The 14130-nt window shown below is 74.1% G+C and carries 13 protein-coding genes and 1 tRNA gene; 1 reads left to right on the top strand and 13 read right to left on the bottom strand.

Annotation, left to right across the window (positions count from 1 at the left end):
• Positions 1-53: 53 nt before the first annotated feature.
• On the bottom strand, positions 54-1565 hold the full coding sequence (locus AB0O29_RS09770; protein ID WP_365148799.1) for a peptidoglycan-binding protein: 1512 nt from the start codon (positions 1563-1565) through the stop codon (positions 54-56).
• A gap of 244 nt (positions 1566-1809) precedes the next feature.
• Here AB0O29_RS09770 and AB0O29_RS09775 point away from each other — a divergent pair.
• Positions 1810-1883: transfer RNA gene (locus tag AB0O29_RS09775), tRNA-Lys, on the top strand.
• Positions 1884-1988: 105 nt separating this feature from the next.
• Here AB0O29_RS09775 and AB0O29_RS09780 read toward each other — a convergent pair.
• The 12 genes from AB0O29_RS09780 to AB0O29_RS09835 form a co-directional block, all read right to left on the bottom strand.
• Positions 1989-2651 carry a class F sortase gene (locus AB0O29_RS09780; protein WP_365148748.1) on the bottom strand — a complete coding sequence of 221 codons (663 nt, stop codon included), beginning with the start codon at positions 2649-2651 and terminating at the stop codon, positions 1989-1991.
• Positions 2648-3253, bottom strand: coding sequence for a hypothetical protein (locus AB0O29_RS09785; protein WP_365148751.1), 606 nt, complete (start codon positions 3251-3253; stop codon positions 2648-2650). Before AB0O29_RS09785 ends, AB0O29_RS09780 begins: the two co-directional genes overlap by 4 nt.
• 129 nt (positions 3254-3382) lie before the next feature.
• A complete protein-coding gene (locus AB0O29_RS09790; protein ID WP_365148754.1) occupies positions 3383-4162 on the bottom strand; it encodes an HAD-IIA family hydrolase in 780 nt (259 codons plus the stop codon).
• A gap of 107 nt (positions 4163-4269) precedes the next feature.
• Positions 4270-5862: an alkaline phosphatase family protein gene (locus AB0O29_RS09795; protein ID WP_365148757.1), complete on the bottom strand. Its 1593-nt coding sequence runs from the start codon at positions 5860-5862 to the stop codon at positions 4270-4272.
• Between the two features lie 167 nt (positions 5863-6029).
• Positions 6030-7124: a 2-aminoethylphosphonate ABC transporter substrate-binding protein gene (locus AB0O29_RS09800; RefSeq protein WP_365148760.1), complete on the bottom strand. Its 1095-nt coding sequence runs from the start codon at positions 7122-7124 to the stop codon at positions 6030-6032.
• Between the two features lie 47 nt (positions 7125-7171).
• Positions 7172-7969, bottom strand: coding sequence for an ABC transporter permease subunit (locus tag AB0O29_RS09805; protein WP_365148763.1), 798 nt, complete (start codon positions 7967-7969; stop codon positions 7172-7174).
• Entirely contained in the window at positions 7956-8891 is a 936-nt protein-coding gene (locus AB0O29_RS09810; protein ID WP_365148766.1) for a 2-aminoethylphosphonate ABC transporter permease subunit, read from the bottom strand. Before AB0O29_RS09810 ends, AB0O29_RS09805 begins: the two co-directional genes overlap by 14 nt.
• Positions 8888-9934, bottom strand: a complete 1047-nt coding sequence (locus tag AB0O29_RS09815) for an ABC transporter ATP-binding protein (protein ID WP_365148769.1) — start codon at positions 9932-9934, stop codon at positions 8888-8890. Before AB0O29_RS09815 ends, AB0O29_RS09810 begins: the two co-directional genes overlap by 4 nt.
• Positions 9931-10635 carry a phosphonatase-like hydrolase gene (locus AB0O29_RS09820; protein ID WP_365148772.1) on the bottom strand — a complete coding sequence of 235 codons (705 nt, stop codon included), beginning with the start codon at positions 10633-10635 and terminating at the stop codon, positions 9931-9933. The genes AB0O29_RS09815 and AB0O29_RS09820 overlap by 4 nt, the downstream gene beginning before the upstream one ends.
• Before the next feature lie 5 nt (positions 10636-10640).
• Positions 10641-11762: a TIGR03364 family FAD-dependent oxidoreductase gene (locus AB0O29_RS09825; RefSeq protein ID WP_365148775.1), complete on the bottom strand. Its 1122-nt coding sequence runs from the start codon at positions 11760-11762 to the stop codon at positions 10641-10643.
• A gap of 147 nt (positions 11763-11909) precedes the next feature.
• On the bottom strand, positions 11910-12683 hold the full coding sequence (locus AB0O29_RS09830) for a GntR family transcriptional regulator (RefSeq protein WP_365148778.1): 774 nt from the start codon (positions 12681-12683) through the stop codon (positions 11910-11912).
• A 269-nt stretch (positions 12684-12952) separates the two neighbouring features.
• Complete coding sequence (locus AB0O29_RS09835; RefSeq protein ID WP_365148781.1) at positions 12953-13738, bottom strand: hypothetical protein; 786 nt, start codon at positions 13736-13738, stop codon at positions 12953-12955.
• Positions 13739-14130 lie beyond the last annotated feature (392 nt).

A 14130-nucleotide genomic window follows, 5' to 3' on the forward strand; every position in this document is an offset into this window, starting at 1 on the left:
GTGGAACGTGCCCGTCGTGGACGTGGTGCGGGTGGGGTGCATCGTTGCCTCCGTCATGCGAACAGCCGGCGCCAGGTTTCCGGGCCCGGATAGCCGTCGGCCATGGCGCCGCGCCAGCCCTGCGCGCGCTGGAAGGCCTCGACGTTGCGGCGGTCGGCCTCCGTCCAGGCCGGGCCCGGGCCGGAGGAGTAGTGCGTGCCGAAGCCCCTCTTCACCAGCTGCCGCCCCATCGCGGCGATCGCCGGGTGGGACCGGCCCGGGCGGAAGACGCTCGCGCCGGGGTACGCGGGGACGCCGACGGGACCCGGAGCGGGGGCCGGGCGCGGGCCCGGGCGGGGGGCCGGCGGGGGTGTCGTGCGGCCCGTCGGCACGATGTCGCTGCCCTGCCGCTGGACCAGCAGCCGCCAGGTGTCCGGGCCCGGGAGGCCGTCCGCGTCGGCCCCCGTCCAGCCCTGCGCCAGCTGGAACGCCTCCGTGGCCTGCCGGTCGGCCTCGCTCCACTTCGTGCTCGGCCCCTTCGGGTAGAACCGCAGGGCGCCCCGGTCGATCAGCATCCGGCCCAGCTCGGCGACGTACTTGTTGTCGGCGCCGGGCCCGAACTTGGACGCGCCGGGGAAGGTCGCCGAGGGCTTCTCCGCGGGCGGCACCGAGTCGCCGGGGACGGCCCCGGCGGCCACCCCGTTGAACCGGTACGGGACGTACTTCGCGCCGTTCTCCCAGTACCCGTACGGCGTGGCCAGCCGCCGCGTGAGCGGCGGGGTCTGCTCGTAGGCGATGTAGTGCGTGTGCGTCTCGTCGACCCAGCCGCCGAAGAGCACCACGTGCGATCCCTTGTTGGGGTCCGCCGGGTTGTGGAACAGCAGCATGTCCCCGGGGAGCAGCTCGTCCTTCGTGATCTTCGTGGCGAAGGTGTCGAGGCTGCCGGTCCACTCGTTGGTGCCGAGGTTCCAGGCCATGGAGACGTAGCCCGAGCAGTCCTGCCGGTATCCGTCCGTCCAGTACTCGGACATGCTGTACGGGACCTGGGCCTCCAGCCACAGCTTCGCCCGGTTGATGATCGTCGCCCGGTCGATGCGCCGGGCCAGGGAGGGCGCCCCCGGCCGGCCCGGCCCGGAGGCCGGAGGACGCGGCCGGCCGTGCAGCGGGGCCCGGCCGCCCTGCGGACTGCCGGGGGTGTCCCGCGCCGACGGCCCGGGCCCGCCCGCATGCGCGGCACCGGCCCCGCGCGCCGCACCGCCCGCATGCGCCGCACCGGCCCCGTGTCCCGGAGCCGCCCCGTGCGCCGCACCCGCCCCGTGGCCCGGGATCGGGAGGGGTTCCGACGGGGCGGGGCGGGCCGGGGTCGGGGAGGTGGCCGTCAGGGCTGCGGCCGGGCCGCCCGCGCCCAGGACCACCCCGGCCGCCGTGGCCAGCACCAGGGCCCGGCGGGCCCCGCCCACCGCCGGCAGCCCGGCGTCCCGCAGCGCTATGGCCCGCCCCCGGGCCAGCGCCCGGCGCCGCTGGGCGCACCCGGGGCACGCGCAGTCCCCGGCGGGCTCGAACTCCTCGAAGACAGGCATCGGCATCTGCGCGTGCACCGGAGGCTGCGTCGTCATGCGTTCCGTCCACTCCCCTGACCGGGCCCGACCGGGCCCGGTCGCTCCTGCTCGTCGTCGGTCCGGACCCCTCCGCATCCGACGGAGCGTCAGATGCGGTCGGCCCAGACATATCGTGCACGACAAACCCCCCAAACATGGGTTAATCGGACAGCACGGGCGCGGCTGGTCATGACCACCCCTGGAAGTGGGGTAGAGTTTTCCCTGTCAGCAAGCGCCGCTAGCTCAGTTGGTTAGAGCAGCTGACTCTTAATCAGCGGGTCCGGGGTTCGAGTCCCTGGCGGCGCACAGACAAGGGAAACCCCCCGTAGCGAAAGCTACGGGGGGTTTCCTCGTTCACAGGGGCCGTTCACAGGGGCCGTTCACACGGTTCGTTCGCGCGGGGCGCCGGCGCTACGCCGCCGCCCCCGGCCGCGTCCCCGCGCCCGTCAGGTACGCCGAGACCACCACGTTCGCCGAGTACTGGCCGGCCGCCTTGTCGTACGTCCCGCCGCAGGTCACCAGCCTCAGCTCGGCGCGGCCCGCCACCCGGGGCCCGTACGCCTTGTGCGGGTCGAAGCCCGCGCGCTCGTAGACCCGTACGTCCTCGACGGTGAACTCGGCGACCGTCCCGTCCGCCCGCGCCACCCGGATCTTCTCCCCCGGCTTGACCGAGCCCAGCCCGAAGAACACGGCCGGCTTCGACTTCGTGTCCACGTGCCCCACCATCAGCGCGGCCCCCGCCGCCCCGGGCGCGGGACCCGCGCCCCACCAGCCGACCGTGCCGGGGAGCTCGTACGGCGGCGGCTCGACCGCCCCCTGCCGGTCCAGGCCCCGGGCGATCACCGGCGCCTGCACCCCCATGGACGGGACGTCGACCCGCGCGGGCATCGCCGCGGTCAGCGGGGCCCGCGCGGCCGGCAGGCCCGGGCCGGACCGGCCGCCCGACTGGCCGGCCGGCACGCCGCCGGGCACCCCGGTGATCTCCTTGCCCCACAGCCACAGGCCGAGCACCAGCAACGACCAGGCGGTGAAGGTCACCAGCCGCCCGCCGGCCGAGGGCCCGGACCCGCTCATCCGCCGTTGCGGCGGCGGCGCAGGGTCAGCGCGCGCCCGGCGACCACCAGGGTGGCCGCGGCGGCCAGCACCGCGCCGACCAGGGTCTGCGGCAGGCCGGGGCCGTCGCCGTGGTGGCTCTTCTTCGCGGCGGAGGCGGAGGCCAGCCGGGTGGTCTCGGCGACCTGCGCGGCCATCGCGCCGCCGCCCGCGTGGACCGGCCAGACGGGCGAGTGGTGGGGGTCGGGGCGGTGGTCGCGGCGGATCTCCAGGGAGCCGCGCAGACCGTCGTCCCGGCCCTCGCACTTGACCCGGACCTCGTGCCAGCCCGGGTCGGCGTGGTGACGGATCTCGGCCTCGCCGAAGAGGGTGCGGGGGTCCTCGTGACCCTTGCGCAGCCGGACCTCCGAGTCGAAGACGGGGGAACGGGCCACCGCCCAGTCGCCCTCGCAGGCGCGGACGCGGATCTTGACCCGCCCGCCCGGTTCGGCCGGGTTCGGCTCGACGGAGACACCGCCGCGGTCCCCTTCGTATCCGAGGGCGGCGGGGGCGGTCACGGCGGTGCAGGCCGCCAGGGTCACGGCCACCGTCGCGGCACGGAGAGCGAGCAGAGAACTTCGCATGGTGAACCTCCTCCCTAGGAGATTCACGTGCGGCGCGCCGCTCCGCATCCGGAGCGGCGCTCTCTTGGCCCGTACGTGTCAGCCGTACGCGCTAACGCGCGCCCGCGCCGACGCCCGCGCCGACGCCGGCTACACCAGGTCGACGAGGTCCGCGATGGAGTCGACCGTACGGGTCGGGCGGTAGGGGAACTTCTCCGTGTCCTGGGCCGTGGTCAGCCCGGTCAGCACGAGGAAGGTCTGCATGCCCGCCTCCAGGCCGGCCAGCACGTCGGTGTCCATCCGGTCGCCGATCATCGCGCTGGTCTCGGAGTGGGCGCCGATGGCGTTGAGGCCCGTACGCATCATCAGCGGGTTGGGCTTGCCCGCGAAGTACGGCTGCTTGCCGGTCGCCTTGGTGATCAGCGCGGCGACCGCGCCCGTGGCCGGGAGCGGGCCCTCGGTGGAGGGGCCGGTCTCGTCGGGGTTGGTGCAGATGAACCGGGCGCCCGCGTTGATCAGGCGGACGGCCTTGGTCATGGCCTCGAAGCTGTACGTGCGGGTCTCGCCCAGGACCACGTAGTCGGGCTCGTGGTCGGTGAGGACGTAGCCGATGTCGTGCAGGGCGGTGGTCAGGCCGGCCTCGCCGATGACGTAGGCCGTGCCGCCGGGGCGCTGGTCGTCGAGGAACTTCGCGGTGGCCAGCGCCGAGGTCCAGATGTTGTCCACGGGCACGTCCAGGCCCATGCGGCTGAGCCGGGCCTGGAGGTCGCGCGGGGTGTAGATGGAGTTGTTGGTCAGGACCAGGAAGGGCTTGCCGGACTCGCGCAGCCGCTTGATGAAGGCATCGGCGCCGGGGATGGGGGTGCCCTCGTGGATGAGGACCCCGTCCATGTCGGTGAGCCAGGATTCGATCGGCTTGCGGTCTGCCACGGATTTCTCTCCGCTCTGGTCGCCTCTGACCTGTGGGTCTGTGGTCTGTACCACCACCCTAGCGGGCGCGGGCCGTGGGCGCCGAGGGCGTCCACGGCCCGGACGGCCTAGCCGAGGCGGACGTCGTCCACGGTCCAGAACCAGTTGTTGTTCCCGCTGTAGCGGAAGCGGATCTGGACGTCGGTGGCGCCCGCCGGGATCTGGAGCGGGAGGGACTCGGCCTTGGCGACGGCGTCGGCGGTGTACGTCTTCACCACGACCGGGGCCGCGCCGTTGTAGGAGACGAGGACCTGGGCGGTCTGGCCGGCCTCGTGGCGGTAGTGCGTCTGGAAGTCCAGGGTGCGCGTGGTGCCGCCGGTGACCGCCCACTTGGGGGTGATCAGGGTGGAGTCGAAGGTGCCGGTGTGGGTCTTGTCGTCCCACTCGTCGGAGTCGGCGACGGCGAACACGTCACGGGAGCGGACGTTGAGCTCGCGCCACTGGTCGCGCTGGGCCTGGGTCCAGAACTCGTCGGTGGCGAAGGCCCATCCGGCCCACTCGGTGACGCCGCCCGTGCCCATCTTCGAGTTGTCCACGGACCAGCCGGCGGGCGGGGTGTGGGTGAATCCCTTCGTCCCGGCCGGGATGCCCGTCTCGTCGACGCGGGCCTGGAGGGCGGGGCGCAGGGTGTCGAAGGGGTCGCCGTCCGGGGCGTCGAGGGGGACGCCGTCCAGTCCGGTGGTGGGGACGCCGACCTGGGCGAGGGCGGTGGCGGCGACGTCGACGAGCCTGACGTCCTCGCGTACCGAACCGGCGGGGATTCCGGCGCCCTTGGCGATGACGAAGGTGCCGCGCTCCTGGAGGGTGGAGCCGCCGTGGCCGCCGGCGTCGGTGTGGCCGTGGTCGGTGGTGACCAGGACCTTCCAGTTCTCCTGGGCGTACGTGGGGCGGGCCTTGACGGCGTCGAGGACCTGGCCGACGAGGGTGTCGACGCGGCCGATGGCGTCGAGGTACTGCTGGCTGGCGGCGCCGTAGGAGTGGCCGGCGCCGTCGACCTGGCCGAAGTAGACGAAGGAGGCGTCGGGGTTGCCGTCGCGCAGTTCGGCGGAGGCGGCCGTGGCGATCTTCGGGTCCTCGGTGCCGTAGCCGTCGCGGTCGCCCTTGAGGGAGAGGCGCTTGTCCACCTTGGCGGAGAAGATCGGGCCGCCCGCGTCGGTGGAGGTGATGGGCTCCCAGTCGGCGGCCGCGTAGGTGTTGAGGGCGGGCTTGGCGTTCTCGGCGCGGGTGAGGAAGTCCGGGTAGGCGCCGTAGTTCTTGCCGGTGAAGGAGTTGTCCTTCACCCCGTGCTTGTCGGGCCAGACGCCGGTGGCGATGGTGGACCAGCCGGGGCCGGAGGAGGTGGCGGCCATGGGGCTCGCGTAGAGGGTGCTGCGGGCGGTCAGGCCCTCGGCCATCAGGCCCTTGAGGCGGGGGGCGTTGGCGGCCTTGACCCGGTCGAGGACCACGCCGTCGAGGCCGATGACGAGGACCTTGTCGGTGGAGCCGGCGGCGGCCCGGGGGGCGGCCGCGGCGGCCTTGGCGGCCGCTTCCGCGGCGGCCCGGGGGTCGCCGGGGCCGCCGGGGGCGGCGGCGGCCGTGGTGGTGAGGCCGAGGGTGGTGGCGAGCAGGGCCGTGGCGGTGGCGGTCACGGCGAGGGTGCGTCCGCGCAGGACAGGGGACACGTACTCCTCCAGGAGCAAGTGGGCGTGTGTGGTGTGTGTGCGCGTGCTGGGTGCCGCGGCGCGTGGACGGGCGCGCGTGCGGCGGGTCCGGACCGAGGTGCGGTTTCGGTCCAGACCCGTTATCTGTTCGATATGCTTCCCGGTGGGGATGGCCGGGAGGTTAAGGCTCAGCTGCCGGTCGCGGACTTCCACGCGTCGACGTAGGCGGTGAGGTTCTTGTCGATGTCGGCCCAGTCCGGCTCGAAGACCTCGACGCCGCCCATCAGCTGGGTGAGGGCGATGGCGTTGGCGTCGGTGGGCTTGACGTCCGTACGGGCGGGGAAGCCGCCGCCGACCTCGCTGACCAGCTTCTGGGCGTCCTCGCTCAGCATGTAGTCGAGGAGCTTCTTGCCGTTCTCGGTGTGCGGGGCCTTGGCGACCAGGCCGGCCGCGTACGGCAGGGCGAAGGTGGTGGGCTTGCCGCCGTCCTTGGCGGGGAACCAGATGCCGAGGTTCGGCATGGACTTGGACTGGGCGAAGTTCATCTGGACGTCGCCGTTGGCGACGAGCAGCTCGCCCTTGTCGGTCTTGGGCGCGAGCTTGCTGGTGGAGGAGGACGGGCCGACGTTGTTGGCCTGGAGCTTCTTGAGGTAGTCCATCGCCTGGTCCTTGCCGCCGAAGTCGTGCATGGACTTGACGAGGACGGCCGTGCCGTCGCCGGCGACTCCGGGGGTGGAGTACTGGAGCTTGCCCTTGTACTTGGCGTCGAGGAGCTCCTCCCAGGTCTTGGGGGCGGAGGCCAGCTCCTTCTTGTTGCAGACGAAGCCGAAGTAGTTGTTGACGACGGAGGTCCACTTGGCGTCGGGGGCCTTGTCGGCGCCGTTGACCTTGTCGGAGCCCTGCGGGGAGTAGGCCTGGAGCAGGCCCTTGCCGTCGGCCTGCTGGATGAAGGGCGGCAGCGTGATCAGCACGTCGGCCTGGGTGTTGGTCTTCTCGCGGACGGCGCGCTGGACCATCTCGCCGGAGCCGCCCTCCACGTACTTGACCTCGATGCCGGTCTTCTTGGTGAAGTCGGCGAAGACCTTGTCGTACCAGCCGTCGCCCTTGTCGCTCTTGAGGCCGTCGGCGCTGTAGACGGTGACGGTCTTCTCGCCGCCGCCCTTGGAGCCGGAGCCGGAGCCGTCGGCGGCGGTGGAGGAGCCGCCGCAGGCGGTGAGGGTGGTGGCGAGGGCGAGGCCGCAGGTGAGGGCGGTGGCGGTGCGGAGCAGGAGGGCTCTGGACACGGGGGTTCCTTACGGGGGAAGGGGAAGTGCCGGGGGGGGTGTGGGGTTCAGCGGTAGGAGGCGCGGGTGCGGACGCGGGAGACGGCCAGGAGGACCAGCAGGGTGGTGGCCATCAGCACCACGGCGACGGCGGATCCGCCGAAGAGCGAACCGCGGTCGGTGGCGGTGAAGATCCGGACCGGGAGGGGCATCCAGTCCGGCGGGTAGAGCATCATCGTGGCGCTCAGCTCGCCCATGGACAGGGCGAAGCAGAGTCCGGCGGCCGCCGTGAGGGAGGGCAGCAGGAGGGGGAGCCTGACCCGCCACAGCACGTACGCGGGACGGGCGCCCAGGGAGGCGGCCGCCTGCTCGTACGCGGGGTCGAGACGCACTATGGCGGCCGAAACCGACTGGTAGGCGAACGCCGTGACAAGAATGGTGTGCGCCAGGATCACGATCGCGCTGGTGCCGTTGAGCAGCACGGGGGGCCTGCTGAACGCGACGAGGACGGCGAGGCCGACGACCACGGACGGCACGGCGACGGGCAGCATGAACAGGGCGTCCAGGACCCGCTTCCCGCGCCGGCCGAGGGCGGCGGCGGCCAGGGCGGCCCAGGTTCCGGCGGTGAGCGCGATCAGGCTGGCGGCTACGGCGGTGACCAGGGAGGTGGTCAGGGCCTGGAGGGAGTCCCCCTGGACGGCGGAGGCGTAGTTCTCGGTCGTCGGTCCGGAGGGGAGGGCGCCCGACCAGTGGGTGGCGAAGGAGGCGGCCACGACCACGAGGAGGGGCAGGGCGAAGAGGGGGACGAAGAGGATCCCGAACAGGGTCCAGGCGGCCCAGCGGCCGCCCCTGCTATGCACCAGCACGCTTGCCCACCACCCGGTAGAGGCCGAACAGGCCGATGGATATGGCGATGTTGACGACGGCGACCACGCAGGCGGCCGGGTAGTCGGATTCGAGGATCGCCTTGCCGTAGACGAGCATCGGGAGGGTCGTGACGCCCTTGGCGCCGGTGAACAGCACGATCCCGAACTCGTTGAGGCACATGACGAGGACGAGGCTGCCGCCCGCCGCGAGGGCGGGGAGCGCCTCGGGGAGGATCACCTGCCGGACGATCCGGGCGGGCCGGGCGCCGAGGCCGGCGGCCACCTCCAGCTGGGCGGTGTCCAGCTGGGAGAAGGCGGCGAGCAGGGGGCGCATCACGAAGGGGGTGAAGTAGGTGATCTCCGCGAGGAGGACGCCCCAGGGGGTGGTGAGGAAGTGGAACGGGCCTTCCGTACCACCGAGGACGTCCGTCCACAGGCCGTTGGCCATGCCGACGGTGCCGTAGATGAAGAGGAGGGCGAGGGTGATGAGGAAGGAGGGGAAGGAGAGGAAGACGTCGATGAACCTGGCGACGGCCTTGGCCCCGGGGAAGGGGACGAAGGCGATGATCAGCGCCAGGGTGAAGCCGAGGAGCAGGCAGCCGGCGGTGGCGGCGAGGGCCAGCCAGACGGTGGTGCCGAGGGCCTCGCGGAAGGCGTGCGAGGCGAAGACGGCGGAGTAGGCCTCGAAGGCACCGCCGCCGTCGTCGGGGGTGAGGGACTGCCGGACGACCAGGGCCAGGGGGTAGAGGAACACCAGCCCGAGCAGGGCCACGGGCGGCAGCGCCCAGACGGCCCGGGGCGCGCGGCGGCTCCGCCCCGGGGGTGCTCCGGGGGCGGGGGCGGGGGCGGGGGCTGGGGCGGGTGCTGGTACGGGGCCGGGCGCCGGGGTCGGGCCGGCCTGCCTGAGCGCCGCCCCGGTCATGCGGTGACCCCCGCCGCCAGGAGCACCGCGTCGCGGGGCTCGAAGTGGAGGGTGACCTCGTCGCCCAGGGCCGGGGTCTCGCGCAGCTCGGGGAGGTCCGCCTTGACCCGGTGCCCGTCGACGTCCACGTACAGCCGGTGCGTCGAGCCGCGCCACTGCACCTCGGTGATGGTGCCGCGCAGGGCGTTGGGGCCGTCGCCGAGGCCCAGCAGGTGCGGGCGCACGCACAGGGTGGCGGTGGAGCCGGGGGCCGCGGGGCCCCGGTCGAGGGCCAGCGGGCGGCCCGCGAACACCGCTCCGGCGTCGGCGACCGTCACCGGGAGCAGGTTGGCGTTGCCGACGAAGGACGCGGTGAACTCCGTACGCGGTGCCCGGTACAGCTGCTGCGGGGTGCCGCAGTCCTGGAGGCGGGCCCGGTCCATGACGGCGATCCGGTCGGCCAGGGTGAGGGCCTCGACCTGGTCGTGGGTGACGTACAGGATGGAGACGTCGGGGAGTTCGCGGTGCAGCCGGGCCAGTTCGGCCAGCATCCCGGAGCGCAGCTGTGCGTCGAGCGCCGAGAGGGGCTCGTCCAGCAGGAGGACCCCGGGCCGGATGGCAAGGGCGCGGGCGATGGCCACCCGCTGCTGCTGCCCGCCGGAGAGCTCGCGCGGGTAGCGCTTGGCGTACGCGGCCATCCCCGTCATCTCCAGGGCCTCGCCGACCCGGGCCGGGATCTCCCCCTTGGGGGTCTTCTGGGCGCGCAGGCCGAAGGCGACGTTGTCCTCGACCCGCATGTGCGGGAAGAGGGCGTACTGCTGGACGACCATCCCGATGCCCCGCTTGTGCGGGGGCAGGGCGGTGACGTCCCGGCCGCCGATCAGCACCCGTCCGGAGACGGGGCGGACGAAGCCGGCGACGGCCCGCAGGGCGGTGGTCTTGCCGGAGCCGGAGGGGCCGAGCAGCGCCATGACCTCGCCGGGCTCGACGGTGAGGTCGAGGGAGTCCAGGACGGTGGTGCCGTGGTAGGCGACCGAGACGGAGTCGAAGCGGATGCCGCTCACGAGGACCCCGGCTCGGCGAGGAGGGCGGGGAGTTCGGTGACGGAGCCGAGGACGTGGGTGGCGCCGTGCGCGGTGAGCGCGGCGCGGTCGTGGGCCCCGGTGAGGACCCCGGCGACGGTGCCCGCTCCGGCGCGGCGGCCGCTGAGCATGTCGTACGCGGTGTCCCCGGCGACCACGGTGTCGGCCACGTCGTCCACGGCGCCGGTGCGCAGGAACGCGGCCAGGACCATGTCGGGGTAGGGGCGGCCGCGGCCGCCGGCGTCGGCCGGGCACAGGGTGAGGTCGGCCAGGTCCCGCCAGCCGAGGGCGTCGAGGATGGCGTCCTGGGTGACGCGGGCGAAGCCGGTGGTCAGGGCGACGGTGTGGCCGTCGGCGCGCAGCCCCTCGATGGTGGCGCGGGCTCCGGGGACCTCGGTGACGAGGCCGCCGTCGACGAGTTCGGCGTAGGCCTGCTCGAAGGCGGTGTTGGCGAGCCGGGCGCGTTCCTCCGTGCCGAAGAGGTGGCGGAAGACGGAGATCTTCGACTCGCCCATGGTGTCGCGGACGTACTGGAGCTTCTCGGCGTGGTCGGGGGTGCCGGGCTCGACGCCGAGGCGGTCGGCGGCCCGCGCGAAGGCGCGCTCGACGAGGCCGCCGTCGGCGACGGTGGTGCCGGCCATGTCGAGGACGATCAGCTTCGCGGGGGTACGGGTTTCGGTCATGTGGCTCACCAGCCCAGTTCGTTCGCGGTGGTTTCGGCGATGGCGGGCGAGCAGGTCATGCCCCGGCCGCCCGGTCCGGTGACGAGCCAGACGCCTTCGGCCGCCTGCTGGCGGTGGACGACGCGGCTGGTGTCGGTGCACTGCGCGTACACGCCCGCCCAGCGGTGCCTGATCTTCGGCAGCGGGCGGCCCAGGAAGGACTCGACGACCGCGGTGAGGTGGTCGTAGGGGTCCTCGACGGTGTCGAACGCGAAGGGGTGCTCGTACTCGTGGGTGTCGCCGATGGTCAGGCCGCCGTCCCGGCGCTGGACCATCAGCAGCTGCATCTTGTGCGCGGCGGCGACGGGCGTCTGGGCCTGCTCGGCGTTGAGGGCGTCGAGCGCGTCGCTCTTGTAGGCGGGGTAGTAGCGGAAGCTGTCGGCGTCGGCGACGGAGGTGGTGAGCGGCTCGCCGAGGGGGGCGGTCTGCATCATCTGGAGCCGGACGCGGCGCACGGGCAGGTCGGGGACGAGTTCGCGGACCAGGCCGGAGAGCCAGGCTCCGGTGGCGAGGACGACGGCGTCGCCGCGGTGGACGTCGCCGTGGTCGTCGCGGACGGCGGCGGGGCCGGCCAGGTCGCGGACCTCGCGCCCGGGCAGGAAGGTGTAGCGGCCGGAGGCGCGGAGGGCCTCGCGGAGGTGGAGCTGGGCGGTGCGCGGTTCGACGGCCGCGTCCCGCTCGCACCACAGGGCGGCCTCGAAGGCGCCGCGCAGGGCCGGGTTGATCGCCCGCGCCTCGGCGGCGGTGACCAGCTTGTAGCCGCGGGCGGCGGCGTCGGGGCGGGCGACGGCCGCCTCGGCGACCGCGTACTCGCGGGCGTTGCGGACGGGGGTGAGGGAGCCGATGGCGCGGAAGCCCAGGCCGGGCACCTCCGCGCCGATCCGCTCCCAGAGCTCGCGGGCCCGCAGGGCGGTGTCGAGCTCCTCGCCCCCGGCCCGGCCGCTGACCCAGATCTGGCCGAAATTGCGCAGCGAGGCCCCGCGGGCCTCGGCCTCGCGCTCGATCTGGACGACCTCGTGGCCGCGTTGGACTGCTTGCCAGGCGTGCATGGTGCCGACCACGCCGCCTCCGACGACTATGACTCTCACGCCGTCCACGGTCGGGGCGGTCCGTGACCCCGGAGGATCCGGTGGGCGACGGGCCGGTGAACAGCCCTCGACTCTTGGACTAGACCCGTTACCGTTCCGTGATTTCAATTGGTCGGGTTGGTGGCTTGCGTCCCGTTTCGACGCGGACTATTCGGGCCGCAGCCGGGTCGTGAAGCTGAACCGGTCACCACGGTAGAGCGAACGCACCCGCTCCAGCGGCCGGCCGTCCTGGTCCCGGGAGAAGCGGTGGATGAGCAGCATCGGGAGCGCGGGCGGGGTGCCGATGAGCAGGGCCTCGCGGGGGGTGGCGAGGACGGTCTCCAGCTTCTCGTCGGCGTCGCCGAAGGAGATGCCGAGGCTGTCGCGGAGGTAGCCGTAGAAGGAGGAGTCCGGCTGGAAATCGACGTCGAGGCGGGGGGCGCGGGCGACCCGGACGTACGTGCTCTCCAGCCCGACGCGCTCGTCGTCGGCGAGCAGGACGCGTTCCAGGTGCCAGACCGGCTCGCCGGGTTCGGCGCCGATGCCGCGCGCGAGTTCGGGCGGGCAGGGGAACCGTTCCAGGCCGATGAGGTTGCGGCCGGGCCGGCGGCCCTGGCGGCGCACGCCCTCGGTGTAGCTGGCGAGGGAGAGGGGCTGCTCCAGCTTGGGCCCGGCGACCACGGTCCCCCGGCCGGAGCGGCGGAGCCGGCCCTCCAGCAGCAGTTCCCGCAGCGCCTGCCGCACGGTCTCGCGGGCCACCTCGTACCGCTCGGCGAGATCCCGCTCGGTGGGCAGCGCCCCGCCTTCGCCGAGCTCGTCGAGGAGATCGGCGATGCGGGCCTTGACGGCGTAGTACTTGGGGATCCGCCCGTGCTCGGGAATCCCGGAACGGACGGGCGAGCCGGGGCGGTGGGGGGCGGGGTACCGGGTCTGTTCTTCCACGGTCGGACTGTACGTGCGGGAGATGTACGGACGGGGTCGGCGGGGCCTTCGACCAGCCCTTCTCCGGGGCCCGTGGTGGCGGGTGGCGGCGGCGGGGGGTCCTGGCGGCGGGCGACGGGTGCTGCAGGCGGCCGCTCCCGCCGGGCCTGGCCGCCGCCCCTCCGGCGCCGGCCGCGTCCGAGCCGCCCCTCCCACCGGGCCTGCTGCCGACCCTGCCGCCGGCCGCTCCTGGCGGCCTTCCCGCCGGGCCTTCCACGGGCGCGGGCCGGTTACGAGCGCTGACCGGTGCGGCGGAGGCGGCGGGCGCCCAGCAACAGGCCGCCGCCGACGGCCAGGGCGGCCACGGCTCCGGCGCCGTAGGCCCACTCCCGGGGCCCGGTGTGCGCGAGCGAGCCCGCCGCGCCGGCGTCCTCGGGCTCCTCCGGCCCCTCCACGGAGAAGCGGTACCCGCCGGCCTCGCCGACCCACTCCCCGTCGTCCCCCTTGCGCTGCACGAGCGCGGCGTCCGCGACGACCTCGCCGAGGGGGGTGTCGGGGGCGAAGGAGAGCTGCACCTTGACGGTGGCGGAACCGCCGGCCGGCACGGAGAAGCCGGGGAAGGCGTCCTTGCCGTCGAACACCGCCACGATCTCGTCGCGGTCGCTGCGCTCCAGGCTGACGGGGTACCGCCCGCCGGGCGCCTCGAACTCCATGCGGAGGTGGGCGGGCCGCAGGGCCCGGGCGGGGTCGGTGAACACGATGACGGGGTGGATGGCCGTGCAGGTGGCGCCGGTGGTGTTGGTCAGGTCCAGCAGCCAGCTCTGCGGGCCGCCGCCGGCCCGGTAGACCACCGGACCGCCCCGGATCCGGGCCCCGATCGGGAAGGCGCCGCTCTTGCCGTCCCCGCAGGTGGCGCGGGCCCGGGAGGGCAGGGCGGGCGCGGGCATCGCGGGCGCGGGCATCGCGGGCGCGGGCGCGGGGCGGGGCGGGCCGCCCGTGCCGGTGTCCGCGGTGGCGGAGGGTGCGGCGAGGGAGAGGAGGAGGGCGGTGAGGGCAAGGGCGTTGCGCAGTCGCATGGAAGACCTCGCTGCTCGCCGGACGGACTGATGATCGGACGAGGCGACAATCACCCCGCCCCCGCCCGCACCTTCCCACGCCCCCCACCCCACCCCCCACCCCCACGCCCGACACCTCCCGCTTTACCCCCGGATGGCCCCGGCCGCCCCGGCCCGGCCCGCCGAAGCTTGAGGCGCCCTCAGCCCCGCCGAAGCTTGAGGCGCCCCCAGCCCCGCCGGCGCTTGAAGTGCGGGGGTCTGGGCGCGGAGCCCCCGGGAACACCGCCCGGCACCACGGGGGTCCCGGGCGCGAGCCCCGGCCCCCACCCAGCCCCGCCGGCGCTTGAGGCGCGGGGGTCCGGGGGCCGCGCCCCCGGGAGCGCCCGGGGGCGCCTCGGGGGTGGGGGGCGCGA

It is taken from the genome of Streptomyces sp. NPDC089915 (assembly GCF_040684675.1).
Taxonomy (GTDB): Bacteria; Actinomycetota; Actinomycetes; order Streptomycetales; family Streptomycetaceae; genus Streptomyces.

Bases quoted from the DNA above. Each gene is read 5' to 3' on its own strand.
- AB0O29_RS09770 (WP_365148799.1), bottom strand. From the start codon at position 1,565: ATGCCGATGCCTGTCTTCGAGGAGTTCGAGCCCGCCGGGGACTGCGCG.
- AB0O29_RS09780 (WP_365148748.1), bottom strand. From the start codon at position 2,651: ATGAGCGGGTCCGGGCCCTCGGCCGGCGGGCGGCTGGTGACCTTCACC.
- AB0O29_RS09785 (WP_365148751.1), bottom strand. From the start codon at position 3,253: ATGCGAAGTTCTCTGCTCGCTCTCCGTGCCGCGACGGTGGCCGTGACC.
- AB0O29_RS09810 (WP_365148766.1), bottom strand. From the start codon at position 8,891: ATGACCGGGGCGGCGCTCAGGCAGGCCGGCCCGACCCCGGCGCCCGGC.
- AB0O29_RS09820 (WP_365148772.1), bottom strand. From the start codon at position 10,635: ATGACCGAAACCCGTACCCCCGCGAAGCTGATCGTCCTCGACATGGCC.
- AB0O29_RS09835 (WP_365148781.1), bottom strand. From the start codon at position 13,738: ATGCGACTGCGCAACGCCCTTGCCCTCACCGCCCTCCTCCTCTCCCTC.